At 35.0% G+C, this 25,762-nt stretch carries 19 protein-coding genes and 2 tRNA genes; 6 read left to right on the top strand and 15 right to left on the bottom strand.

Annotated elements, in window-relative coordinates:
• Positions 1–185: 185 nt before the first annotated feature.
• From EYD45_RS02755 to EYD45_RS02765, 3 genes are all read right to left on the bottom strand, one after another.
• Positions 186–260: transfer RNA gene (locus tag EYD45_RS02755), tRNA-Pro, on the bottom strand.
• A 20-nt stretch (positions 261–280) separates the two neighbouring features.
• Positions 281–364 (bottom strand) — tRNA-Ser (locus tag EYD45_RS02760).
• 95 nt (positions 365–459) lie between these two features.
• Complete coding sequence (locus tag EYD45_RS02765) at positions 460–2,508, bottom strand: HD family phosphohydrolase (RefSeq protein WP_130962810.1); 2,049 nt, start codon at positions 2,506–2,508, stop codon at positions 460–462.
• 127 nt (positions 2,509–2,635) lie between these two features.
• On the opposite strand from EYD45_RS02765, the gene EYD45_RS02770 reads away from it, so the two are divergent.
• Positions 2,636–3,817 carry an acetyl-CoA C-acyltransferase gene (locus EYD45_RS02770; RefSeq protein ID WP_130962811.1) on the top strand — a complete coding sequence of 394 codons (1,182 nt, stop codon included), beginning with the start codon at positions 2,636–2,638 and terminating at the stop codon, positions 3,815–3,817.
• Between the two features lie 8 nt (positions 3,818–3,825).
• Positions 3,826–4,575, top strand: a complete 750-nt coding sequence (locus EYD45_RS02775; RefSeq protein ID WP_130962812.1) for a C40 family peptidase — start codon at positions 3,826–3,828, stop codon at positions 4,573–4,575.
• 43 nt (positions 4,576–4,618) lie between these two features.
• On the opposite strand, the gene EYD45_RS02780 is transcribed toward EYD45_RS02775, so the two are convergent.
• The 6 genes from EYD45_RS02780 to EYD45_RS02805 are packed head-to-tail and all read right to left on the bottom strand — an operon-like array spanning position 4,619 to position 9,721.
• The gene (locus tag EYD45_RS02780) at positions 4,619–5,101 is read right to left on the bottom strand and encodes an ABC transporter ATPase (protein WP_130962813.1); all 483 of its coding nucleotides are present in this window, start codon (positions 5,099–5,101) and stop codon (positions 4,619–4,621) included.
• A gap of 44 nt (positions 5,102–5,145) precedes the next feature.
• On the bottom strand, positions 5,146–5,934 hold the full coding sequence (locus tag EYD45_RS02785) for a (Fe-S)-binding protein (RefSeq protein ID WP_130962814.1): 789 nt from the start codon (positions 5,932–5,934) through the stop codon (positions 5,146–5,148).
• 43 nt (positions 5,935–5,977) lie between these two features.
• Complete coding sequence (locus EYD45_RS02790) at positions 5,978–6,316, bottom strand: hypothetical protein (RefSeq protein WP_130962815.1); 339 nt, start codon at positions 6,314–6,316, stop codon at positions 5,978–5,980.
• The gene (locus tag EYD45_RS02795; protein WP_130962816.1) at positions 6,309–7,622 is read right to left on the bottom strand and encodes a (Fe-S)-binding protein; all 1,314 of its coding nucleotides are present in this window, start codon (positions 7,620–7,622) and stop codon (positions 6,309–6,311) included. Before EYD45_RS02795 ends, EYD45_RS02790 begins: the two co-directional genes overlap by 8 nt.
• Before the next feature lie 17 nt (positions 7,623–7,639).
• Complete coding sequence (locus tag EYD45_RS02800) at positions 7,640–8,581, bottom strand: MlaD family protein (protein WP_130962817.1); 942 nt, start codon at positions 8,579–8,581, stop codon at positions 7,640–7,642.
• Between the two features lie 51 nt (positions 8,582–8,632).
• The gene (locus tag EYD45_RS02805; protein ID WP_130962818.1) at positions 8,633–9,721 is read right to left on the bottom strand and encodes an N-acetylmuramoyl-L-alanine amidase family protein; all 1,089 of its coding nucleotides are present in this window, start codon (positions 9,719–9,721) and stop codon (positions 8,633–8,635) included.
• Between the two features lie 159 nt (positions 9,722–9,880).
• On the opposite strand from EYD45_RS02805, the gene EYD45_RS02810 reads away from it, so the two are divergent.
• Together EYD45_RS02810 and EYD45_RS02815 are read left to right on the top strand one after the other, a co-directional pair.
• On the top strand, positions 9,881–12,664 hold the full coding sequence (locus EYD45_RS02810) for a putative LPS assembly protein LptD (protein ID WP_130962819.1): 2,784 nt from the start codon (positions 9,881–9,883) through the stop codon (positions 12,662–12,664).
• A gap of 39 nt (positions 12,665–12,703) precedes the next feature.
• Complete coding sequence (locus EYD45_RS02815; RefSeq protein WP_130962820.1) at positions 12,704–13,084, top strand: RidA family protein; 381 nt, start codon at positions 12,704–12,706, stop codon at positions 13,082–13,084.
• A gap of 4 nt (positions 13,085–13,088) precedes the next feature.
• Here EYD45_RS02815 and EYD45_RS02820 read toward each other — a convergent pair whose 3' ends face one another.
• On the bottom strand, positions 13,089–14,525 hold the full coding sequence (locus EYD45_RS02820; protein WP_130962821.1) for a response regulator: 1,437 nt from the start codon (positions 14,523–14,525) through the stop codon (positions 13,089–13,091).
• Between the two features lie 120 nt (positions 14,526–14,645).
• On the opposite strand from EYD45_RS02820, the gene EYD45_RS02825 reads away from it, so the two are divergent.
• A complete protein-coding gene (locus tag EYD45_RS02825; RefSeq protein ID WP_130962905.1) occupies positions 14,646–15,686 on the top strand; it encodes a GMP reductase in 1,041 nt (346 codons plus the stop codon).
• Positions 15,687–15,690: 4 nt separating this feature from the next.
• Here EYD45_RS02825 and EYD45_RS02830 read toward each other — a convergent pair whose 3' ends face one another.
• The 5 genes from EYD45_RS02830 to EYD45_RS02850 all read right to left on the bottom strand — a co-directional run bounded on the left by EYD45_RS02830 (position 15,691) and on the right by EYD45_RS02850 (position 24,443).
• A complete protein-coding gene (locus tag EYD45_RS02830; protein WP_165453874.1) occupies positions 15,691–16,926 on the bottom strand; it encodes an ABC transporter ATP-binding protein in 1,236 nt (411 codons plus the stop codon).
• Between the two features lie 9 nt (positions 16,927–16,935).
• A complete protein-coding gene (locus tag EYD45_RS02835; RefSeq protein WP_130962823.1) occupies positions 16,936–17,796 on the bottom strand; it encodes an N-acetylglucosamine kinase in 861 nt (286 codons plus the stop codon).
• Between the two features lie 82 nt (positions 17,797–17,878).
• A complete protein-coding gene (gene gap / locus EYD45_RS02840) occupies positions 17,879–18,880 on the bottom strand; it encodes a type I glyceraldehyde-3-phosphate dehydrogenase (protein WP_130962824.1) in 1,002 nt (333 codons plus the stop codon).
• An 18-nt stretch (positions 18,881–18,898) separates the two neighbouring features.
• Entirely contained in the window at positions 18,899–19,885 is a 987-nt protein-coding gene (pfkA, locus tag EYD45_RS02845) for a 6-phosphofructokinase (RefSeq protein WP_130962825.1), read from the bottom strand.
• Between the two features lie 145 nt (positions 19,886–20,030).
• Entirely contained in the window at positions 20,031–24,443 is a 4,413-nt protein-coding gene (locus EYD45_RS02850; protein ID WP_233702498.1) for a translocation/assembly module TamB domain-containing protein, read from the bottom strand.
• A 196-nt stretch (positions 24,444–24,639) separates the two neighbouring features.
• Here EYD45_RS02850 and tsaD point away from each other — a divergent pair, with 196 nt between their 5' ends.
• Positions 24,640–25,662, top strand: a complete 1,023-nt coding sequence (tsaD, locus tag EYD45_RS02855; RefSeq protein ID WP_130962826.1) for a tRNA (adenosine(37)-N6)-threonylcarbamoyltransferase complex transferase subunit TsaD — start codon at positions 24,640–24,642, stop codon at positions 25,660–25,662.
• Positions 25,663–25,762 lie beyond the last annotated feature (100 nt).

Genomic DNA, 25,762 nt, shown 5'->3' on the forward strand with positions numbered 1-25,762 from the left:
CAATCCAATTATTATTGATTTCTAAAATTGAAATGTCAATAATTGTCTTATAGTAAAATTAAAGGTTTAGTTTTTACAGAAATCTGAATAAAATGGAGTACACTATTCTAAAAATATTGGAAACACAAATAGTATTGTGTCTAGTGCATAAAAAAGCCTTTGTATTTTACAAAGGCTTTGTTTTGTCGGGGTGGCAGGATTCGAACCTGCGACCTCCGCGTCCCAAACGCGGCGCGATAACCGGGCTACGCTACACCCCGATATGGTTATCTAATTTTTGCGGAGAGACCGGGATTCGAACCCGGGCAACACTTACGCGTTGACAGATTAGCAATCTGCTCCATTACCACTCTGGCACCTCTCCTAATTCTATAAAGAACTTTTGCAAGTAAAATTGCGGATGCAAATGTAATTTAAACATTATAAGAACGCAACTATTTAATTGAATTTTTAAAAAAATTATTCAGGATATTCTATCCTCAAATGGTAAATGTTTGCAAGCTTGTGCTTTAATACTTTTTTTATGGCTTGAATTTCTTTGAAAGTGATATTCGCATTCAAGAATTGCTCTTCTTCAATCTGTTTGTTGATTATATTTTCAACAAATGCGTCTATTTTTGTAGAGGTTGGGTTTTTTAAACTTTTAGAGGCTGCTTCTACACTATCACACATCATCAAAATAGCTGTTTCCTTACTAAACGGTTTTGGCCCTGGATATCTGAATAAATCAGAATCTATTTCCGCATCAATCTCTTTGGCTTTCATATAGAAATAATACACAACGCTGGTACCGTGGTGTGTTCTAATAAAATCAATTACCCTATCTGGTAAGTTATTTTTTTTGGCTATTTCAATCCCGTTTATGACATGATCTGTGATGATTCTTGCACTCTCTTTTGAAGACAACTCATCATGCGGATTGATTCCCGTAGATTGATTTTCAGTAAAATAATTGGGGTTTACCATTTTACCGATATCATGATACAAAGCTCCTACCCTAACTAGCATTGCATTTGCTCCTATTTCATTAGCCGAAGCTTCAGCCAAATTCGCAACGTTTAAAGAATGATGAAATGTTCCAGGTGATACGTTTGATAGTTCTTTTAATAATTTGGTATTCGTATCAGACAACTCCAAAAGTGATACATCAGAGACTAAACCAAATAATTTTTCGTAAGCATAAATTAAGGGCTGCACAAAAAGCGTAGCGAGCCCACAAAGAATGAACAACAAAAACGTGTTCAAATCAATAGTTTCAATACTACCTTCATGAATAACAAAAAAGGCAAAGTAAGCAATGATATAAATAAGTGTAATTTGACCTACTGATATAAATAAGTTTGCACGTTTGTATAGTTCTGAGACTGTTAATATCGTTACAATGCCCGCTAGAATTTGTAAAAACATATACTCATAGCTATTGGGTACAATTGAACCTAATAACAAAACCGTTATTACGTGGGTAAACATACCCAGACGCGCATCAAAAAATGCCTTTAAAACCAAAGGCAACATACACAAAGGCACCACATACAAATACTCAGAATTGTAGTTTACTACCAATGTGGTAATAAACACCATTAGGAGTATATTGAAGAAAATAAAAGTAACTTTCGTATTATTTTCAAAAACTTCTAACCTATATTTCCTTAAGAATAATAGCAACATTAACAATGCTAACGCAACAAGTAGTGTGTAGGCGAATAATATCCAGTTGTAATTGGACTCATTCCATACTTGAGACTCATATTCAGATTGAAGCGATTTAAGTTTTTGGAATTTATCACCTTCAACGACTTCCCCTTTCGAAATAATTAAAGTACCTCGCTCTACACTACCACGAGTATAGGATATCTTACTAAATTCATCTTCAAGTGCTTTTTCTGTAAATGATTTATTATAGGTGAGATTCGGCTCAATGACATCAAAAAACAGTGATGTGAACTTAGAAGCATAACTATCTAATCCCTCAGAAGTTAACTTTCTTTCAATAAAAGATTTCACTTCATCTTGCTGAATCAAATTGCCAAAAACGGTATTTTTTTGCTTTACATTTCCACTTATTATTTCAACAAGTCTTTCATCTTGAAACGTATAGCTGTCTGAGAGTATTCCAAAATTGTATATGTCTTCCAAAATAGTGCGTCCAGCATCTTTTAATGCATTAAGATTAGGCGCAGGAAGAGAATCTGAAAACACTTCTGAAAACAACATTTCGTAATCCTGAAGCACTTTTGTTTTCACAGCATTATCGACATCAAAATACAACGGTGCTTGACTTTCAATAGCCTTTCTCTCTTTATTGATCTCATCCTCTGCCTTTTTTATGGCAAAATCAAAAGGAGCCAGTAAGTTTTCCGATTGCCAAGGTTTTCCTCTTTCAAAACTATACTTAAACTTTCCGCTTTTCGGGAATAAATACACTATTAAAAACGTAGTACATACAAACAATAAAACTTTATATATCAAAGAATGATTTCTGTAAAGTTTATTTATGAAGTCTTTCATATTTGGCAAGAATATTTTCAAATGTAAGAAATTCTATGGTGTTACCATCTATCCTTTAATCCAATTAATACTCATATTATCTGTTAAAAATTGATTATTTTCGCCATATCAATTTTAAACTTAAGTTATGAATTCAGAAGTTGTTATTGTGTCTGCTGTAAGAACGCCAATAGGTAGTTTTTTAGGTGCTTTATCAACTGTACCAGCTACCAAATTGGGTTCAGTTGCCATAAAAGGCGCGTTGGACAGGATTAATTTGAAACCAGAACTAGTTGACGAAGTATTTATGGGAAATGTGGTGCAAGCCGGAAATGGACAAGCACCTGCGAGACAAGCAGCCTTAGGGGCTGGAATTCCTGATACCGTGCCTTGTACAACCATTAATAAGGTTTGTGCTTCTGGAATGAAAGCAGTGATGCATGGAGCGCAAGCTATTGGTTTGGGCGATGCAGAGGTTGTGGTTGCAGGAGGTATGGAAAACATGAGTTTAATCCCCCATTATCTTTACGCTAGAACTGGCACTAAGTTTGGACCAAGCAGCTTAATTGATGGATTACAACGTGATGGATTAGTGGATGCATATGACCAAAATGCTATGGGTGTTTGTGCCGATGCATGCGCTACGGAATACAAGTTTTCTCGCGAAGATCAGGATAGCTATGCAATACAATCTTACAAACGCTCCGCAGCCGCTTGGGATGCAGGTAAATTTAAAAACGAAGTGGTTCCTGTTGAAGTGCCACAACGCAGAGGTGAACAACCGCTAGTAGTTGACACAGATGAAGAATTTACTAAAGTGAAATTAGATAAAATACCAAGCCTTCGTCCTGCTTTTACAAAAGACGGTACAGTTACAGCTGCAAATGCCTCTACCATTAATGATGGTGCGGGTGCCGTGGTTTTAATGAGTAAAAGCAAAGCTGAAGCATTGGGCTTAGATATTTTGGCTACTATAAAAAGTTATGCTGATGCAGCACATGAACCTGAGTGGTTTACAACGGCTCCGGCGAAAGCTTTACCTAAAGCACTAGCCAAAGCAGGAATAACCCAAGAGGATGTAGATTATTTTGAGTTTAATGAAGCTTTTTCTGTAGTGGCATTAGCCAACATGAAAATTCTTGGATTAAGTGATGATAGAGTAAACATCAATGGAGGCGCTGTATCTCTTGGCCACCCACTAGGTTGCTCTGGTGTTAGAATTTTAATTACTTTGCTAAACGTTCTAGAACAGAACAATGCCAAAATTGGTGCTGCAGCTATCTGTAATGGTGGTGGTGGTGCTACTGCTATGGTAATTGAACGCAATTAATCGCCCTAATGCAATACGGAATTTGTAATTTAAGTATCGTTCCATTACGATTTGAAGCCTCCGATAAAAGTGAGTTGGTATCTCAGGTTTTATATGGCGAATGGTTTAAGGTGATTGAAAAGCGAAAAAGCTGGAGCAAAATCCGTTTGGCTTTTGATAAGTATGAAGGGTGGGTTGACAATAAGCAATATGCAGATATTGAAGCCGATGACTATAAAAAGCTTAACTCTGAATCCTTAAAACTTTCAATGGATTTGGTTGAATTTGTTCAAGATGAAAACGAGCAAATTTACCCAATTCAATTAGGTTCTACATTAAATGGCTTATCCCTTTTAAAACACAGGTTTGATGGTAATATTACTGAAGGTGTTATCAATAAAGCAAATATCATTCAAACGGCATTCCTATACTTAAACAGCCCTTATCTATGGGGTGGAAAGACACCTTTTGGTATTGATTGTTCTGGTTTCACACAGATGGTTTATAAACTGAATGGCTATAAATTGCTGCGAGATGCATCACAACAAGCAACACAAGGTGAAGCACTTAGTTTTATAGAAGAAAGCGAACCTGGGGATTTAGCATTTTTTGATAATGCAGATGGCGAAATTATTCATGTGGGTATTATTATGAAGGACAATTACATCATACATGCACACGGAAAAGTAAGGATAGATAGATTAGACCATTCTGGTATTTACAATGTGGATAATAGGACACATACACATAAGTTGCGTGTGATTAAGAAGATAGTTTAGTTATTCAGAAAACTTTATTATTCTCGGGAGAAATACGAAAGATTTACAAAAACCGTGAATGCCAACTCTCACTAGCCGGCACTTCCCAGTTTTCCTTAAACTCTGCAATGTTGTTTACTAAGTTATTAAAAACAATAGTATTTTTAGAAACAGCACGTTCTTTAGCCATCTTTTTAAAATCGACCAAAGACTTATGGGCTATAAATTCTCCTTGTTTATACGACACATTCATTTTATCCATTAAATCAACATTATAGTCTTTCTCTAATTGTTGAATAAAATGTACGGAAGCATCAATAGAACATCCTGTTGCACTATTTAAGTCTTGGTTTAATCCAATTACTATAAATCTTTTATATTTAATAAGATAACCTGCTTGAAGATCACTTCCATGAGCCGTCCAGTTTTCTATAAAAACATTTAACTTATTTTTAATGTCCGCTAGCTCTTCTGGCGTAAATGAACGGTTGGCTTGATATATCCAAACTCTAGATTCTTCTGGTAATGTATTAAAATCTACTAGCATTTTTTTAGTGATTTATGGGTCTCAATTGTTTTCAAAACAACTATTTATAAATCGTCAGCATTAGCAATTAACTCCGCTACATCCATTACTTGCACTTCTTCACGTTCTTTGGCTTTCATACCATCGGTTAACATGGTATTGCAAAATGGGCATCCTGCTGCTACTATCTCTGGCTTGGTTTCAAGAGCTTGTTCGGTACGCTCTACATTCACATCTTTTTCCCCGCTTTCTGGTTCCTTAAACATTTGTGCGCCCCCAGCGCCGCAGCACAAGCCATTGCGCTTACAGTTTTTCATTTCAACCAATTCCGCCTCAAGTTTTTCAATTAGTTGTCTAGGAGCTTCATAAATATTATTTGCACGTCCTAAATAGCACGGGTCGTGAAATGTGATACGTTTTCCTTTGAATTTACCACCTTCAACAGTTAGTCTTCCTTCATTCAACAGCGTTTTTAAGAACTGCGTATGGTGCATTACCTCATAATTACCGCCAAGTTCTGGATATTCGTTTTTTATAGTATTGAAACAATGTGGGCAAGCTGTTACTATTTTTTTCACCTCATAAGCGTTTAGCACCTCAATATTGGTCACAGCCTGCATTTGAAACAAAAACTCATTACCTGCACGTTTTGCAGGGTCTCCGGTACAACTTTCTTCAGTTCCTAAAACAGCAAATTCTACATTAGCTTTATGCAGTAATTTTACAAAAGCTTTTGTTATCTTTTTTGCCCTATCATCAAAACTTCCAGCACAACCTACCCAAAACAAAACTTCGGGTTGTTTACCTTGTGACATGTATTCAGCCATGGTGGGGACTTTAAGTGTTTCGCTCATACTCTCTAGAATTAAGTATTATCGTTAATTCAATTAAATAACATTATCTAAGTGAATCTTTATGTTTTAACTTGGCAAAATTCTCTCTTTTTACCCTAATGTAAATCGCTAGTCGCTTTTCGCCATTAATTAATCTATACTTAGGCTTCTCAATTAATTTCATTGATGATTTTATACTCATTTGCTTTAAGGTCGTAAACTGTGCTTCTGAACAATAATCGCATAAAACCTTATCAACCTTAATATTCTTTACTTTTGAATCTTTAAAAGATGCAATTGTATAAACTTTAAATTGTAATGAATCTTTTCTAAAATTCTGGCCAAAACTACTGTCAAAACTCATCATTAACAGACATATCGCGTATATGCAGAATTTAGTCATTGGCCCAATTTAGTCTATCCATTTGATTGTATGGCCACGGTGCGCCATTGTTCTCAATATTGGTCATCATATTATTGAGTTCTGCTGGGGCAGCGGACTGTTCCATCACCAAATAACGACGCATCTCTAATATAATAGACAGCGGATTTATGCTTACAGGACAAGCTTCTACACAGGCGTTACATGAAGTACACGCCCACAACTCTTCCCGTGTGATATAGTCATCTAATAGTTGTTTGCCATCATCTTTAAATTCGCCTTTGTTGCTGTCAATATTTTTTCCAACCTCCTCAAGTCTATCACGGGTATCCATCATGATTTTTCTTGGCGACAGTTTTTTTCCAGTTTGATTTGCAGGACACTCGCTGGTGCAACGTCCGCATTCCGTACAGGTATAAGCGTTTAACAATTGAATCCTATTCAAATCCTGCACATCACTTGCACCAAATTTTGCAGGCACCTCCTCTTCCGCACCCTCTGCTGGTGTGGCAAATGGGTCTGCATTGGGATCCATCATCATCTTAACTTCATTGGTCACTGCTTCAAGGTTGTTGAATTCGCCTTGAGGTTTTATTCTTCCAAAATACACATTTGGAAACGCCAAAAGTATGTGCAAGTGCTTGGAAAAATAAAGGTAATTAAGGAATATCAAAATCCCTAAGATGTGCAACCACCAAGCTGTGCGTTCAATCGTGTGAAGTGCAGTTTCTGACAAACTAGAAAACCATGGTGCTATATACTGACTTACTATATTTCCAGAATTTAATGCTTGAAATTCTAAATCTGTTGCATTCATAACTAAGAAAAGTGTCATCAACACCATTTCAAAATATAGGATGATATTACCATCGTTTTTGGGCCAACTGGTCATTTCACTTTTCCAAAAACGTGCTAGCTTTAAAACGTTTCGTCTTATCCAGAAAATAATAACCGAAATAAAAACCAAGCATGCTAGAACCTCAAAAGAACCGATTAAAAAACCATAAACCGAAGTTGGCAATATTTTTAAGCCGATTCTGTGTGTGCCAAATAATCCATCAATTATGATTTCTAATACCTCAATATTAATGATGATAAAACCGACATAAACAATTACATGTAGCAACCCAGAAACTGGACGACGAACCATTTTGCTTTGTCCTAAAGCTATATTAACAACGTTTTTCCAACGTTGGGATGTGTTATCAGAAGCATCAACCTCGTTTCCAAGTTTGATGTTTCTAATTAGCTTTTTAACGTTTTTTGTAAAATAGCCAATCCCTAATACTAAGGCAATAGCAAATAATATGTTAGGCAAATACTGCATACTTAAATTTAGTTCTTTTATTTCTCAACCGGCGGTTCGTAGGGAATTTCCTTTTTAGATAATATGCGTCTGTAACGCGCTGGATGCAATTTGATATCTTCTAGCAACTGTTTCAATTGTAAACTAGCACCTTCTAGATTATTGTAAAGCGCATCTTCATTTAACAATTTGCCTATTGAGCCTTCGCCATTTTTAATCTTGCCACTTATGTCTTTAAAATTTTGCAACACTTCTTCTAGTTGCTTAACAGTAGATTTTAAATCTGTTTCTGCTAGTTGCGCAGTAGTTTTAGACAAATTTGAAGAAATACTATCTACATTACTTAGGGTATTACCTAATTTTTCTTGATTTTTAACAATTAAAACGTCAATAGATTTTGATGCCTCTTTAAAGTTTTGAATAATATCGTTTAAACCTGAAATACTTGCTCTAAGATTAGCCTTGGTTTTGTCATCAAAAACTTCATTTAAATTTGAAAGTAAAGAATCTGCACCCACCATCATAATTTCAATTTTCTCTTGCAATGGCGTCAATCTTTGATTAACTAATTCGCTAAGACCAGCCTTAACACCCCCAGCAAGATTGTCTCCGTCTTTAGCATTTTCTGCACCATCAAAAGCAGGAACTATAGCTATTGCCTTTCCTCCTATCAAACCTGTCTCGTATAATTCTGCACGACTGTTTTTAGAAAACTCAAAATCACTGTTAACCACGAGTTCTACAGCAAGTTTCCCAGAACCATCGCCTTTAAAACCTATATTCATTACCTTACCCACAGGAAGACCGTTAATTGTAACAGGTGTTGATGCCACAACACCTTCAACATTATCGTATTCAGTATAAAATGTCCTAGAAGAATCAAGTAGATTTTTCCCTTTCAGGTAGTTGAATCCAAAAATGAACAGTATAATTCCAGACAACACTAGAATGCCTGTTTTTACTTCTTTAGATATTTTCAAAATTTGCTTTCTTTTAAAAACAAATTTAAAATAAATTTAGATAGGAAGTTATTAATTTGATGTTGTTTTTAAAACATTGGCCAATGGGACTTTGTTACCGTCCTTAAACGCAACTACAAAACTAGTAGCATAACCTTTTGCTTTTGCTTCTTTTACTAAAGACTTGGCTTTATTGTAATCCGATGTATTGCCGTAGAAATATTTATATAAATTACCTTGACTGATTCTGGAAATATCATTTAGCCCTTTGAAATTATATGGTTTAGGCTCTAGTGCTCTAGAACTTGCAGCAATTTGAACTTTGAAGGTGACACCATCAAATTTCATTTCTTGCTCCTCAACTAACTCCGTATCATTTACAACATTCACCGTATTTTGGTCGATTGATTTTTTGTATTTCAATACGGCATCCGTAATTGAATTAGCCATTTCTAATTGCCCTTTTTTGGAGTTTAAATATCTCCCTTCTCTATTGTTAGTTAAAAATCCTAGCTCAACTAAAACACTTGGCATTACGGTTTGGTGCAAAACGATAAACCCTGCTTGCTTAACTTTTCGGTTTTTCCTGTTTAGTTTTACAAAATTATCCTGAATCAGTTTTGCGAGATAAATACTTTGGTCTAAATACTCTTCAAGTCCTAATATAATTGAGATTGCATCTTCTGGCGAGTTTGGATTAAATCCAGCATAATTCTTCTTGTAATCATCCTCCATAAAAATTACGGAGTTCTCCTTTTTCGCAACTTCAAAATTTGTATTATTTCTATGCAACCCTAAAACAAATGTTCCTGCACCATAGGCTTGAGACGTATGAGAATCGCAATGCACAGAAACAAATAAATCAGCCTTTGCCTTATTTGCAATTTTACCTCTTACAAACAAATCCACAAACACATCCTTCTTCCTTGTATAAATAACTTCTATGTTTGGGTTTTTCTCCAATTGCTTGCCTACTTCAAGCACAACTTTCAATGCAATGTCCTTCTCCCTGTAGCCATTACCTAAATTCCCAGGGTCTTTTCCCCCGTGCCCCGCATCTAAAACAACAACAAATTTGTTTTTCAGCTGCGCATTAATAGACAAACTAAATGTTAATACTATTATAAAACATACGAAACGTAATATCATGTTCGTTTTCATGTGGTAATTCTTAAGTTTTGAATATAAATTCAATTTTACCCAAAAAAGGTTCAGTTTTTGATATTCTTATAAGCTTTAAACGGCTTAATAAATTGGTTTATTTCAAATAGAAATTTTTCTAAAGAAATATAAATTAAAGCCAGAAAAATATATGTAATTTTGGCATTTCAAAAACCGAGCCATACTTTTACAAAAATACATTTAAAAGCGTTGCGTACAAACAAGTTTAAAATACTTTTTGCATTGAGTTTTACAGTGTTTATCAACACTTTTAGCTTCGCCCAAGACATCCCAAAAAAGGGAGAGCCTATTGAGCCAAAACCTCAAAAAAAACTTGATACGGTAGTAAAATCTCTTGACAGCATTGTAAAACCTGAACTTCCAGATACGCCAAAAGACACAACGCTTGTAGATTCCATTACACCTAAAAAGAAAGAGTTTTTAGAAAATATTGTAGTATACAGAGCCCAGGATTATACCTCTATGAATCAGAGGAAACAAAAACTTTACTTGTACAATCAGGCAGAAATAACTTATGGAGACCTTAACATTAAAGCTGGGGATATTACTATAGATTATAAAAAAAATGAGGTATATGCTAGAGGGATTGTAGACTCCACTGGAGAATATACTCAAGCACCTGTTTTTGATCAGGCTGGAAATGTTGTAAAACCTGATTCCATCCGATTTAATACAAAGACTCAAAAGGCTCTAATTTATAATAGTATTACTGAACAGGGAGAAGGTACTGTAATTGCAGAGGTTACCAAAAAAGAGAACGATTCGGTTTACTTTATAAAGGATGCCAAATATACAACTGCAGAGAATTTAGCAGATCCTGAATATTACATCTTACTAAAAAAGGCTAAAATTGTTCCGAAGAAAAAAATTGTAACCGGTCCAGCACAAATGTATTTTTATGATGTACCAACGCCAATATGGATGCCTTTTAGTTTCTTTCCACAAAGGCCGGCTAACACTTCGGCTTCAGGTGTTTTAATTCCAACGTTTGGGCAACAAAATGAGCGTGGGTATTTTTTGCAGAATGGTGGCTATTATTTTGCAATCAGCCCTCATGTAGATTTGGCACTTATGGGAGATTATTACACCAATGGTAGTTATGGTATCAGAGGTGAAAGCACCTATGCACTGCGTTATAAGTTTAGAGGCAATTTTGGGTTTAGGTATGAAAACTTAATAACTAGTGAACGCGGTTTCCCTGATTACTCAAAAACTACAGTTTACAACCTTAGATGGTCTCATAGTCAAGATGCTAAGGCAAGTCCTAACTCCCGCTTTTCAGCTTCCGTAAACCTGGGAAGCAGTACGTTTTATAGGGCCTCGCTAAATCAAGCTACAACAGGTGCTTTTTTAAATAACACCTTGGCTTCTTCTGTATCATATTCTAAAACATTTCAAGGAGAACCACAAGTGGATTTTAGTGTAACGGCTACACACTCACAAAACACGCAAACACAGCAGATAAATATGACGCTTCCCACCTTTCAAGGTAATATGGGGCGTATTTTTCCCTTTGCTCCAAAATCTGGAACTAAAAAAGGATTGATTCAAAATATTAACTTTCAATATAATGTAAGGGGGGAAAATAGAATTCAAACTACCGATTCTTTATTCTTTAAAAAAGAAATGTTTGATGATGCTAAAGCAGGTTTTCAGCATTCCATACCTCTAAGCACCAACTTTAAAGTATTTAAACACTTTAGCGTAAGTGCAAGTAGCAATTTTAATGAAGTTTGGACATTTAATACCATTGATAGACGTTTTGATTTTGAAACAAGAGAAACCATAACAGACACAATTCGTGGATTTGATTCTTACAGGACCTACAATTTTAGCACCAGTATTGGTACAACTATTTATGGTATGTTTAATTTTGAAAAGAAAGGAGAGGATAGAAAAATTAAGGCAATAAGGCATGTGATGCGTCCAGCGATTAGCTATAATATTAATCCAGCTTTTGACAGGTATTACGATAGTTATGAAACTGAAGTTGTAACTGCTGATGGTGCTACGCGCGATGATGTAGAGTTTACACGTTTTGAGCAAAGTTTATTTGGGGTGCCAAACAGACGATTTTCCAGTTCGATGGGTATTTCATTATCAAACAATTTTGAGGCAAAAGTAAGAGATAAGGACTCTACCAAAACCGAACCAAAAAAAGTAATGCTTTTAAATAATTTGAATGTATCAACTGCATATAATTTCGCCGGAGATTCTTTGCAATGGAGCCCCGTAAGAATCAATGGGGGGACGCAACTATTTGATAGAAAATTGAGTGTAAACTTTAGTGCTACATTAGATCCTTACGCACTTGATAACAACAATAGAAGAATTAATACCTTTAATATTGATAATGGAGGCAGCTTATTTAGGCTTACCAGTGCCAATATGAATATGAGCTATACCCTTTCTAGCAAAGGTGATAATAAGAAAAAGGACAACTCAAGAGATGCCAGTATAGAAGAGAATATTAGAAACGGTGGTAGAGCCGATGATTTATTTGGACGCGCAGAGGATTTTACGAGCAAACGATTTGATTCAAATGCTAAAAAAGATGAAAAGAAAGAAGATGATAAATTCTATAACTTTAAGGTGCCTTGGAGTTTAAGATTAGCCTATGCTGTAAACTACTCCAATCAGCGACGGAATAGCGAAATAGCATCGCACTCTTTAATGTTTTCAGGAGATATTGAATTGTCTCCAAAATGGTCTGTAGGTGGTTCTTCTGGATACGATTTTAAAAACAATGGTTTCACCTTCACGCAATTGCGATTTGAACGTGATTTGTTAAGTTGGCGTATGAATTTTAGTTGGGTGCCATTTAGCTCAAGAAGCTCATGGAATTTCTTCATAGGTATAAAATCTAATATACTTAAAGACTTAAAATACGAACAACGAAGACAACCTGACCAAACACTATAGCTGCAAACTTTGGTATTTGAACTTTTAAACTATTTAAAAATGAAAAAAATTATTTCAACCGATAAAGCACCAGCACCATTAGGACCATACAACCAAGCTATATTAAGTGGAAACACCTTGTATCTATCAGGTCAAATAGCTATTAATCCTTCAACGGGCAATTTAGTATTAGATGATATCAAAGCTGAAACTATGCAAGTAATGCAGAATCTAAAAACAGTTTTAGAAGCTGCGAATTACACTTTTGAGGATGTAGTTAAAACATCAATATTTATAAATAATATGGATGACTTTGCTTTAATCAATGAAGTATACGGAAGCTTTTTTAATGATGAAACGGCTCCAGCAAGAGAAACGATACAAGTTGCCAGATTACCAAAAAATGTAAACGTAGAAATAAGTATGATAGCGGTAAAATAAATAGTTAAGATACTTGCTCTTCCTTTTTTAAAGCATATTTTCTCAATACACTATTTAATTTTTCATTATCAATAGGTTTTGCTAAAAATTCATCAACACCAGCAGCTTTCGCTTTTTCTATATCTTCTTCAAAAGCACTCGCTGAAACTGCTACAATAGGAATATTATTTTTCGCATATTTATCAGAGTTTTTTATAATTCGTGTCGCTTCATATCCATTAATTTCTGGCATATAAATATCCATAAAAATCATATCAAAATTAATTACCTTGTAGAGGTTTACAGCCTCCAACCCATTGGTTGCAAATGTACATTCAGCACCGTGCTGCTCTAATAAAAATTTAATTACCTTTTGGTTCATTTTGTTGTCCTCAGCTACCAAAACGCTAAATCTGAAATCATACTTGTTCAATAAAACAGGTGCTTCTTTTAGAGGCTCAGTAATTACATTTAATGTTTTTTGTAATTGCAAGCTGAAATAAAAGGTAGAACCTTCATTCTCCTTACTTTCAAACTTAAGTTCTCCACCCATTAACTCTACGAGTTTTTTACTCACAGCCAGTCCAATACCAGAACCTCTATAATGCTTTACTGCTGGGGAAGCATTTTTATTTTCTAAATTTCCAAAAGCTTGGTCCTGCTCTATACTACTCATACCAATCCCGGTATCTTTGATATAGAACGAAACTACTTGCAGATCGTCATAAGTGACTTTATGGTCAATAGTAACCTCAATTTTACCATTATTGGTAAACTTAATAGAGTTGTTAACCAAATTGATCAGTACCTGTTGAATTTTTCCAATATCCCCTAGCAGTAAAAAGTCCTGCTTTTTATTGGTCAAAAATTTATAGCTAAACTCTAAGCCTTTTTCCCATGCCTGATATTCGAATATTTTAAACAATTTAGTGAAGTCTGATTGTAAACTGATGGGGACCTGTTCCAATTCTAAATTTGTATCAACACCCTTAGAGTTATTCAGAATCATATTTATAAGCTGCAACAAATGTTCTGATGAGTATTCTGCAATCTCCACTTGAGCTTTCTGATCAATATCCAAATCGGTATTCTTAAGCATTCGAATCATACCCAAAATTGTACTTAAGGGAATACGAATCTCGTGACTCATATTCTCCAAGTAAACAGATTTATGCTCTGAATCCTCATTGGCCTCTTCCAGCTGTTCTTCCAGTTCATTAATTTTCTGATTCAAATAAGATTCTACAACATCACTATCTAGTTGAGACCTTAGCGTATATAAAAAAGCCCCAGCCACAATAACTAAGAGCATAAAAAGTAAAAAGGATAAGGTTGAAAAATAATCGGCACTATCAGAAATATATCTGCCAGCAAAAAATAGAATTCCTAAAGTAACGAGACCCAATATAAAGCCAATAGTCCATAGTTTAAAACCTAGTTTTGATTTTGGGGGGAATTTCATTGCTAAAAATTAGATGACATTAAATATACGAAACAATATGAATTTATAGATGTTATCAAATATAATTTCGTCAAGTGATTTAAAATCATAATTTTGAATATCATTAAAACAAGTAATGCAATGCGCATAGAATATGATATTAAGTTAGGATTTAAAGATGTAATGATTCGACCAAAACGATCAACACTAAAAAGCCGAAAAGAGGTTAGCCTAAAACGTGAATTTAAATTTTTGCACAGTCCGATAACTTGGTCTGGAATTCCAATTATTGCAGCAAATATGGATACTGTTGGTACATTTGAAATGGCCAATGCACTTTCTAAAGCAAAACTATTTACAACCGTGCACAAGCATTATAGTAAGGAACAGTGGACTGAGTTTTTCAGTAGATCAGAAAAAGGTATCGAGAACTATACCGCTGTAAGTACAGGCATTGGTAAACAAGATGCGATACGCCTTTCAGAAAATATAAAAGCAAATCCTGAATTACAATTTATTTGTATTGATGTTGCAAATGGTTATTCTGAGTATTTTGCAGATTTTGTAAAACAAACTAGAGATAAACACCCAGAGAAAGTGATTATCGCTGGAAATGTTGTTACGGGAGAAATGGTTGAAGAGTTATTATTATCTGGTGCGGACATCGTAAAAGTTGGCATTGGCCCAGGTTCTGTATGTACAACACGCATTAAAACCGGTGTGGGCTATCCTCAACTATCTGCAATTATTGAATGCGCCGACGCCGCTCATGGTTTAGGAGGGCAAATAATTAGCGATGGTGGTTGCTCAACTCCCGGCGATGTTGCCAAAGCTTTTGGTGCTGGTGCAGATTTTGTAATGCTCGGGGGCATGTTTGCAGGCCATGATGAAAGTGGCGGTGACGTTATTGAGAGAAATGGAGAACAGTTCAGAAAATTTTATGGTATGAGTTCGTCCACAGCGATGGATAAACACTCAGGTGGTGTAGCTGATTATAGAGCTAGTGAGGGCAAAACTGTTGAAGTCCCTTATCGTGGAAAGGTAGAAGATACAGTAAAAGATATTTTAGGGGGATTGCGCAGTACTTGTACTTATGTTGGGGCTTCACGTTTAAAAGAGCTTACAAAGCGAACAACGTTTATTAGAGTTGCGGAACAGGAGAATAAGGTCTATACAAAGTAATAACTTATAGCGTAGTAGCTTTTGAAATTCTTCCAATAGAACCAGTTTTTTGAGGAATAAGTTCGTAAACAAAGTCTGGGTTGATATACGCTTCTTTGCGGTGAGACACATAAATAATAGCAGTATTGCTTTCCTTCGCTATTTTGTTTACCAATTCCGAAAAGATTTGTGCATCATTATCATCCAATCCGTTAGTGGGTTCATCTAAAATTAATAACGGTGGATGTTTTACCATTGCTCTTGCAATCAATACCAATCGCTTGTGTCCGTTTGATAAAAAATGGAAACTCTTATCTTTAATAGGTGTCATATTGAGCAAGTCTACCCATTCTCTCGCTATTTTAAGCTGTACGTCGGTTGGGTATTTATAAAGCCCGATAGAGTCCAGAAACCCAGAAACTATCATGCTTTCAATCGTATCTTTTCGCTTAAAACCTCTTAGCATCTCAGAAGAATAAAATCCTATATTCTTTTTTATATCCCAAACTGTCTCGCCACTGCCCTTTTTCATCCCAAACAAGGTCATATCCTGCATATAGCCCTTGGGGTTATCTCCTGAAATTAATGATAGAATAGTGCTTTTTCCAGAACCATTGGGTCCAATTAACTGCCAGAATTCGTTCGGTTTTATTTCCCAAGACACATCATTTAAAATTGGTCTGTCCCCATAGCTCAGTTTTAAATTACGCAGCGAAACTAGAGGATTGATATATTGAAATTCGTTTTTATATGGCTGCGGTAATACTTTAACAAAATAGTCTGTTCTACTGTTGTTCTCCTCATTTGAATAAAGTTCCAAAGTGTTGTCTTGAATCGAATAAACCTCATCAATGAATTCTAAAATATCGCGTTTGCGAGTGGCGATTTGAATAATTTTGGTTGTGGCACTTATTTCAGTAAGAATTCTATTTATGTTTGACTGTGCTTTTATATCTAAACAATCAAATACATTATCTAAAACAAGGTAATCCGACGTATCTCCTGAAAGTATGTGGTTTAGTAGCGCTCTTTTGCGTTCTCCTTCTGATGAATGCTCAAGGCTATTTTTCGTTTCAGTAACAACTTCAAAATGCCCGTGGCGTCTTTCTTCGTCAATAAATCTGTTTAATATAGTTTCAGAAAAAATGGCACCCTTTTGAGATGCCAATTCAGGGAAAATATCCCCAGAAGTTATTCTATTTATTAAAACTTTTTTGTCGTCCTTATTTGATATATAAATTGCAATATGATCTTCTATCACGATACTTTATCATAAGTTTTGTGTATGAAAAGGCACTAAACCATCGATAGGTCTACGTTCAAAATTCCCTACTTTAAATCCCATTTCATCTGCAACTTCTCTAATTTCTTTTTGAGAGAAATATGCGATAGAACCTGCGAAATGTACAGGTACGGTTTTTAATTCCTCCTTAAATTGCATAATCATATTTTTAGCAAATAACCGAATACCATCCTTAATTAATTTAATAGTATAATCTGAATCTTTATGCAAAAACATAAACTCTGCAAAATTTGCTAAATATGCATTAGGACTGGGCTGTTTGTACAAATTATACTTTATAAAATCAGCATCCATATTATACTTAGCACCAAACGCTATTTTTACATTTTCTGGCATATGATTGAAATAATAATCTCTAATAAGTTGTTTGCCATAATAGTTACCCGAAGCATCATCCATAAGGGTATAGCCCAGGGATTTTACTCTTTGGTGTAATGTGTTACCATCATAATAACTACAATTAGATCCTGTTCCTAAAATACAAACCACAGCAGCTTCTTTTGGATGGCTTATTGTAGAATAAACAGCGGCCAAGGTGTCTTCGTTTACCTCAACGTGGGCATTGTCAAATATAGCTTTTAATACATCCGATAATAATTCTCTGGCATTTTCTGTACCGCACCCTGCACCGTAGAAAAACACGTGGGTTACTTTTTCTTTATTATCAATTAACTCACTACTTTTATTAATGATTTTAAATAGTTTTTTCTCACTTAAAATGGCGGGATTAAGACCTTTGGTTCTAATCTTCTCCATTAATTTATTTCCGTTGTTATCTACAGCCAACCAGTCTGACTTTGTAGAACCGCTATCTACAATTAAAATCATAATTTACTTTATATAAAAAACTCCACAGGCTACTGTGCAAAACACAATAACTCTGTGGAGTTATGAGTTATTTACCTTTATTTTAAACAGATGCGATATATTGAGCTAAGTCAACTAATTTAGTTGAATACCCAAACTCATTATCGTACCAAGAAACTAATTTAAAGAAATTATCATTTAATGCAATACTTGCATCTGCATCAAACACACTTGTCATTGGTTCTGACACAAAATCTTGTGATACTACTTTCTCTTCAGTATATCCTAAAACACCGCTCAACTCACCTTCAGAGGCAGACTTTAAAGCTGCTTTTACCTCTTCCCAAGATGCAGATTTTTCAGTTCTTACTGTTAAATCAACAACAGAGACGTCAGGAGTTGGCACTCTAAATGCCATACCTGTAAGTTTTCCATTTAATTCTGGGATCACCTTACCTACTGCCTTGGCAGCTCCTGTAGAAGATGGAATAATGTTAGCTAAAGCACTTCTACCACCTCTCCAGTCTTTCTTGGATGGGCCGTCAACTGTCATTTGTGTTGCTGTGGTAGCATGCACAGTTGTCATTAAACCTTCTACAATTCCAAAGCTATCATCGATAACCTTAGCCAAAGGCGCTAAACAGTTAGTGGTACAAGATGCATTTGAAACGATAGTATCGCTAGCAGTAATTTTCTTGTGGTTTACACCCATAACAAACATTGGTGCATCTGCAGATGGTGCAGAAATTGCAACTTTCTTAGCTCCTGCCTTAATATGTGCTTGAGCCTTATCTAAAGTTGTGAAAATACCTGTACAGTCTAAAATAACCTCAGCCCCTACTGCATCCCACTTTAAATCTTCTGGGTTACGCTCTGCAGTAATTCTAATTTCATTTCCGTTAACTACTAGGTTACCGTTTTTAGTGTCTACAGTTCCGTTGAATCTTCCGTGAACAGAATCGTACTTCAATAAATACGCTAAATGCTCAACGTCTAATAAATCATTAATTCCAACTATTTCAATATCAGGTCTAGAAGCTGCTACTCTAAAAGCGATTCTACCTATTCTTCCAAATCCGTTAATTCCAATTTTTAATTTTGACATGTTCTTATTTATTAATGTTTATGTGCTCATTATATCTGAGACACGAAGTAATTCTAAGTTAATTTTTGATTTTCCTTTTATGGCTTGATCCAATGGTGTTAATTGCATCACATTGTTTTTTAAACCTACCATGTAATTTGTTTTGCCTTCCATTAAGGATTCTACAGCTTTTACACCCATTCTACTGGCCAGTACTCTATCGAAACATGATGGTGACCCACCGCGTTGCATGTGTCCTAACACAGATACCCTAACATCGTAGCCTTCCATATTTTCGTCAACATACTCCTTAAGTTCAAATATGTTTTTACCTATTTTATCACCTTCAGCAACGATAACGATACTAGAAGATTTACCTGATTTTCTACTCTTGTTTAACGAATCAACCAAACGATCTAATCCCAAATCTTCCTCAGGAATTAAAATCTCTTCTGCACCACCAGCTATACCAACGTTAAGTGCGATGTGCCCTACATCTCGCCCCATAACTTCAACAAAAAACAATCTGTTATGAGAACTTGCAGTATCTCTAATTTTATCGATAGCCTCTACCACAGTATTTTGCGCTGTGTCAAAACCTAAGGTATGGGATGTCCCAAAGATATCATTATCTATGGTTCCAGGGATACCCATAACCGGGAAATCAAACTCCTGATTAAAAATCATAGCCCCCGTAAACGTACCGTCACCCCCAATTGCAACTAAACTATCAACTTCAGCCTTAACCAAGTTTTCAAAAGCTTTTTGTCGTCCTTCCTTTGTACGGAAATCTTTTGATCGGGCAGACTTTAAAATCGTTCCTCCTTTATTTATGATACCTTTCACACTCCTAGGACCCATAGGCTCAAAATCACCTTCCATAAGTCCTTCGTAACCTCTGTAAATCCCTACACATTCAATATTGTGAAAAGCACACGTTCGAACTACTGAACGTATAGCGGCATTCATTCCAGGAGCATCTCCTCCAGAAGTAAAAACACCTATTTTCTTAATTTTTCTAGACATCAATTCCTTTATTTCGAGGTAAAATTACTAAACAAATACCATATTTTTATAACATATGTCATATTTTAATGATATAATAAAACTATAACGTTTTAGTTAATAATAAAACTTGATTTACCAACTAAAATAGCAGTCAAACAGTGGTTTAATCCTCTTTTTTGGATGATTTTACAGTAATAAAACTGGGGAGTGCTTCGGCTTCTTTTTCTTGAGTTTCCTCTTTTGTAACCTCTTTGGGTTTTGGCTTCTTTTTGAATAAACTTCGTATAAGCTCTTTGAAGGTATCAAAATCTACATTATAGGACAATCCAACACCTTGTTTGTAACCGATATCTTGACCAAAACTCTGGATATCCACTTCTCTATTAAACACCTTAGCTGATAAGGTACCATCTTCATTCAATAAGAAATTGATTTCTAAATCCCCTGCAACTACTGTTTGTGTTTCTCCTGCACCTCCTACTGGCACACCAACACTCCCGTTAAAAAATACTTTATCGTTTATTTGTGTTTGAAATGTGGCCACTACCCTGTCGTCTGTTTGATAATCTGGCCTATTTTGGCCTGCTTCATAATTAAAACCGAAGTTCACCTTACCATCTTCGCTTGAAAAGATTCCATTTACGATACCATTCAAACGTTCGGCAATGGTACCTGAAACATTAAGTTCTCCTGAACCTCTATTTTGAAAAGAGCCGCCTGTTGCTAAAAAGTATAGCGCCTGATTTGCACGTTCGTCATCTGAATCTAAACGATATTGCAACTCTGATTTAATGGTAGAATTTGCATTAGGGAATTCAAAATCAAATGTTGGATCTGGGCGCTCTAAATCACCTGTTAATGTAATATTCAGTTCAACGGGAATACTTCTATTGATGGGATTGTCAAGCAGTGGTGAAGGGTTTGTTTGGGTTTTATAGGTTGCCAACATATTTATTGTTGTATTCCGTAATGGATCACCGTTCCAAGCTATAGTACCACCCGGTTGCACTATAAATTGCTTTTGAACCAAGCCACCATATGCAAAATTATATACACCTTCAAACACAGAGAAATCCCCCCACATATCAAACTTTCCATTAGTATTGATTTCTACCAAAACACCACCTACACCTCGCCCTTTGAGCGCATGACCTGTTTCCTTGTTAATAATAATCTCCAATTCGGCATCTTGAGTCACATCTAAATCAAAATCCAATTCTAAGCCTTCAACATCCTCTAAAACAAATTCTTCGCCTTTTTCCCTTGCCAGCTTTTGCTCTGGTGTTATAAAGTGAATAAAGGAATTATCTCCGAATGACTCTGTATCGGATAACGGAATTTTAAACACTGTTCCATTCTTGGTTTCGCCTACTACTTTTATCACTAATTCTTCTGTTGGGCCGTAAATACTAGCGGTTCCGCCTACAAAACCTGTACCATAATAGAGAGATTCCTCTGTTTCTTGAGTGTCTAAAACTAGAAATCTGCCAGTAGAAAGCCCTAAGTTTAATCTCCAATCAGATAAATTAATATGACTTAATTTTCCATTTAATCGTGCTGTAGAATTATACTTAGTATCCGTAAGAAGAATATCCTGAAACACAAAACTTTGATTATCTAACCCTACTTTTGCGTTATCATTAAACTTATAATCTACATTTAAATATGGTATTGTAAAACCGCCGTCATTTACATTTAAGTTTCCTATTATATCAGGTCTATTTAGGTCTCCAATAATATTTGCATCTCCTGAAACTTCGCCTCGTATGTTTGATAAAACACCAGCTAGCAATGGATTTAGTGGACTTAGATTAAATCGGTCGAACTCTAAATCTACATCAATATCTGCGTTATTACGTTTAACGCTAATGTTTCCAATGGCAGCAAAAGTACTTTTAACATCATCAATTATACTGACATCAACGTTATACTTTGTTAGGTCATCATTACCTATAATTTGTGCATTAAAATCTCCCAGTGGAAAGTTATTAACCTTAAAATTATCAATAACTACGGTTGAATTGGGTAAATAACTCCCATTTTTCTGCAAAATATCCAGCTTTCCATTCACGCGTCCATTTAGTCTTAAACTATCTATGTCTGGAGTTATCTTTGAAAGTAGTACATCCTTGAATTTCAATTTTAAATCCTTTTCTGTAGAATCTTTTATAAAACCTGATAAGGTTACCTCCTCCCTACCATGGTTTATATTCAACCTATCTATATTTATGGATGACAAATCCTTGGCAAACGAAATTTTATTGAATTTATCATCGCCTCCATTGATATACCATTTATAGTCTTTAACTGTAACATTAGAGGTTTTGAAACCAATTACTGAATTATTATCCTCGTTAATTGTGTGATAAAAGCTAAGGTTAAATTTATCGTTATTTCGTTTGCCTCCCGAGAATTCCGATCGCATGAAAAGCGTATCATTAACAGTAACGTTAATCAAGCTAAATTTAGATGCATTATAAAATTTGGTATTAATGCTATCCACTTCAACATAGGTATTGAACAATGGGTTTCTATTATCCACTTGAAGCTCAATATCATTTGCGAAATTTTCTAAAAGTTTAATTTTTGGAGATTTAAACGTCAGCCTAAATTGGTCCGCTTCACTTTGAATGCTTCCTCGTATAAATGTGTTTTTGCCAAGTTCAACCTCTGGGAAAAAAACTTCTATAATTTTGTTGTAAATTTTGAAGTTAAAGTCAATTCTTTGATTATCTGCTACTTCATAAGGCTTATAGTTGGTATAAATATTGCCAACGGAGTTTTCTAAAAGTTTTACAATATCTCTTACTCTAAACTCTCCGCTTATACCTCCTTCTATAATATCTGGAGAATCAATATCAACATAGCGGGTTTTACCCTCAAAACGCGATGCGATCTTAAAACTCTTAAAGTTATAAGCATCATGTTCGTTTCTATATGATGTATTCCTAAATGTTATTCTACCATAGGCATCATCAAGACTGCTACTGTTCATATTCATATTAACCTTGCTTCGGAATATTGAAATACTATCCTTTTTTACAAAGTTTAAAGTATTTAAGTCAGCATAATCTACATCAGCTTCAAAATCGTACTTGTTTACAGCTTCAGAATAATCAATCAAACCATTAAACTTCAGTTTCAGATTATCATCATTAACCAGTAAAATACCATCAAAAATCTTATTTCTTATTTTGCCTGAAACCTGAGTTTTATTGTAGTTGTAGTTATTGTAATTTAAAGCGTATACATCTCCTTTTATTTCTGTGTCTATGGTTTCCGCAAGGAACCCCTGTCCATTTACGTCTAAATTGAGAGATACTTGCCCTACTTTAGGGTCCTCAATAAAAGTGCCTAAATCAAACGTATCTAGTACCATTTTTCCTTTGTAGGATGCATTATCAATATCGTTTATTTTGGTAATATGAAGATCGGATTTAATAAATCCTAGCTCAGTATTCATCCTAATATTGGCATCCACCTCCGAAGCCGTAATCTGCGAGTTTCCTGTAATTTTAAATTTCCCCAATCTATCAAAAGACGACGGAATTGCAGCACCTAAAACATTAGGCAATAACGCCTTTAAATCCTTGTAGGTTGAAGTGAGGTTTGAGAATTTACCATCCATTAAAAAATCATTGGATGCCTTACTAAATAGGTTTTTAAAATTAATATCACCATAAACTAAAGTATTGCTGCTTGTATTTAGCTCAAGATTTTCAGCCTTTAGATCATTAAGAGTACCGGATAGATTTACACTAAAGGTAGTTTCTTGGTTTTTTCCAAATTCATCGTAAAATGTATTTAATTCATCCATTAACACATTTGAATCCTTAAAAGAAGCTTCAACCAAAACTTTATCCGTAAAAAACTGCAAGTCTTCTCTTTTGTAAAAGAATTTTAGATCGCCTTTTAAAACAGAATTATCCGTTTTTATTTCCAACGCATCAAATGTCATACTTGATAGCGTATACTTAAAATTGGTCATTAAGTTTTTAACAAAAACTCCCCTACTATCCTCAAAAGACAGGGTGTTTATCCGTGTGCTAACATCACTCCCTCTAATTAAAAAATTGGTCGCGTTAATATTTAAACTATTTAATTCCAACACCTTTGTGGTTTCTCTATTTTCATCCAAAAGCCTAAATGTGCTGTCGTAAATGGATACGTCACTGGAAGACAACAAAAAGCTACCATCACCTTTTTTAGGATTATCCCCTTCTAGTTTTGCTACAAATATGTCAAGGTTGGTATCTTTATAGCCTTCGTAGGTTTTAATATTTAATATCAAATCCATAACATCTATATCACCAAATACCAATTGACCATTAACTAAGTTTGAAAAGCTGAGTATGGAAGTATTCAACTCTTGGATACTAATAAGTGTATCTTGCTTAAAATCCTCAACATAAATTTGCTTCAGTTCTACATCACCATTAAACTGAAGGCCTACTTTTTCAATATTAATATTAGTTTTAAATTCTTCGTTTAGGCGTTGTGTAGCGTAATTACCTAAACTTGTTTGTACCGATGGAATAGAAAGGATAAGCACCAAAATAACAAAGAGCAATAACACTATTGCAATAACTTTGTATAATATTTTAAGTGCTTTTTTAATCTTGTACTTGTTTAAAATTAGTTTATCAATAAACCATAAAACTTAGCTTATTTAACATTGAAATAATGCCTAGTTTTGTATTTACGATTTTTTAAATGAAAACGGATGTAAATTCGATTTCAAAATTAACAATTATTGTGCCTAATATTCAGTAATGGCAAAACAAAATATTTATATTCTTGGAATTGAATCCTCATGCGATGACACATCGGCTGCTGTAATACAAAACGGTAAGGTTTTAAGCAATGTTGTGGCTAGCCAAAAAATACACGAGGCTTATGGCGGCGTAGTACCAGAATTAGCTTCTAGGGCACACCAACAGAACATTGTGCCCGTGGTAGACCAAGCTCTTGAAAAAGCGGGTATTTCCAAGGAAGATTTAAGTGCCATTGCATTTACAAGAGGCCCAGGGCTTATGGGAAGTTTGTTGGTAGGTACTTCTTTTGCAAAATCTTTGGCTTACGGCCTTAATATTCCATTAATTGATGTAAACCATATGCAAGCGCATATTTTAGCACATTTTATTGAAGAAGAAAATTTTAAAAAACCACCTTTTCCTTTTTTGGCGATGACCATCTCAGGCGGACATACACAAATTGTGAAAGTAAATAACTATTTTGATATGACCGTAATTGGTGAAACCATTGATGATGCCGTTGGAGAAGCTTACGATAAAAGCGGGAAAATTTTAGGGCTGGGCTATCCTGCTGGCCCTGAAATTGATAAACGCGCGCAATTAGGAAACCCAAAAGCTTTCCCATTTACTAAACCTAAAGTGGATGGATTAAATTTTAGTTTTTCCGGCTTAAAAACTGCTATTCTATATTTTATTCAAAAAGAAACTAAAGCGCATCCAAATTTTATAGAAGAAAATTTAAACGATGTTTGCGCGTCCATTCAATATACCATTATTGGTATTTTGATAGATAAACTGAAAAAAGCGTCAAAAGAAACGGGTATACATCATATTGCAATTGGTGGCGGTGTTTCGGCTAATTCTGGTATACGAAAAGCTCTGAAAGATGGCGAACAAAAGTTTGGTTGGACCACCTACATTCCAAAATTTGAATACACCACCGATAATGCCGCTATGATAGCTATAGTTGGATATTTGAAATTTCTTGAAAGTGATTTTGCAGAACAGGATGTGATGGCTTCTGCAAGGTTGAAAATATAAACCAGTTTGCAATGAAAATAAGTTGTAAACAACCAATTCTTAAAAACTTCCTGCAGTTGAAAACATATTGTTTTGTTTAAAATTTATTTTTGATAAAACT

Origin of the sequence: Hyunsoonleella flava (assembly GCF_004310325.1) — a bacterium.
Lineage (GTDB): Bacteria > Bacteroidota > Bacteroidia > Flavobacteriales > Flavobacteriaceae > Jejuia > Jejuia flava.

Excerpts from the sequence above, each read along its gene's own strand:
- EYD45_RS02765 (WP_130962810.1), bottom strand. The coding sequence starts at position 2,508 with ATGAAAGACTTCATAAATAAACTTTACAGAAATCATTCTTTGATATAT.
- EYD45_RS02770 (WP_130962811.1), top strand. The coding sequence starts at position 2,636 with ATGAATTCAGAAGTTGTTATTGTGTCTGCTGTAAGAACGCCAATAGGT.
- EYD45_RS02775 (WP_130962812.1), top strand. The coding sequence starts at position 3,826 with ATGCAATACGGAATTTGTAATTTAAGTATCGTTCCATTACGATTTGAA.
- EYD45_RS02780 (WP_130962813.1), bottom strand. The coding sequence starts at position 5,101 with ATGCTAGTAGATTTTAATACATTACCAGAAGAATCTAGAGTTTGGATA.
- EYD45_RS02785 (WP_130962814.1), bottom strand. The coding sequence starts at position 5,934 with ATGAGCGAAACACTTAAAGTCCCCACCATGGCTGAATACATGTCACAA.
- EYD45_RS02790 (WP_130962815.1), bottom strand. The coding sequence starts at position 6,316 with ATGACTAAATTCTGCATATACGCGATATGTCTGTTAATGATGAGTTTT.
- EYD45_RS02795 (WP_130962816.1), bottom strand. The coding sequence starts at position 7,622 with ATGCAGTATTTGCCTAACATATTATTTGCTATTGCCTTAGTATTAGGG.
- EYD45_RS02805 (WP_130962818.1), bottom strand. The coding sequence starts at position 9,721 with ATGAAAACGAACATGATATTACGTTTCGTATGTTTTATAATAGTATTA.
- EYD45_RS02815 (WP_130962820.1), top strand. The coding sequence starts at position 12,704 with ATGAAAAAAATTATTTCAACCGATAAAGCACCAGCACCATTAGGACCA.
- EYD45_RS02820 (WP_130962821.1), bottom strand. The coding sequence starts at position 14,525 with ATGAAATTCCCCCCAAAATCAAAACTAGGTTTTAAACTATGGACTATT.
- EYD45_RS02825 (WP_130962905.1), top strand. The coding sequence starts at position 14,646 with ATGCGCATAGAATATGATATTAAGTTAGGATTTAAAGATGTAATGATT.
- EYD45_RS02835 (WP_130962823.1), bottom strand. The coding sequence starts at position 17,796 with ATGATTTTAATTGTAGATAGCGGTTCTACAAAGTCAGACTGGTTGGCT.
- gap (WP_130962824.1), bottom strand. The coding sequence starts at position 18,880 with ATGTCAAAATTAAAAATTGGAATTAACGGATTTGGAAGAATAGGTAGA.
- pfkA (WP_130962825.1), bottom strand. The coding sequence starts at position 19,885 with ATGTCTAGAAAAATTAAGAAAATAGGTGTTTTTACTTCTGGAGGAGAT.
- tsaD (WP_130962826.1), top strand. The coding sequence starts at position 24,640 with ATGGCAAAACAAAATATTTATATTCTTGGAATTGAATCCTCATGCGAT.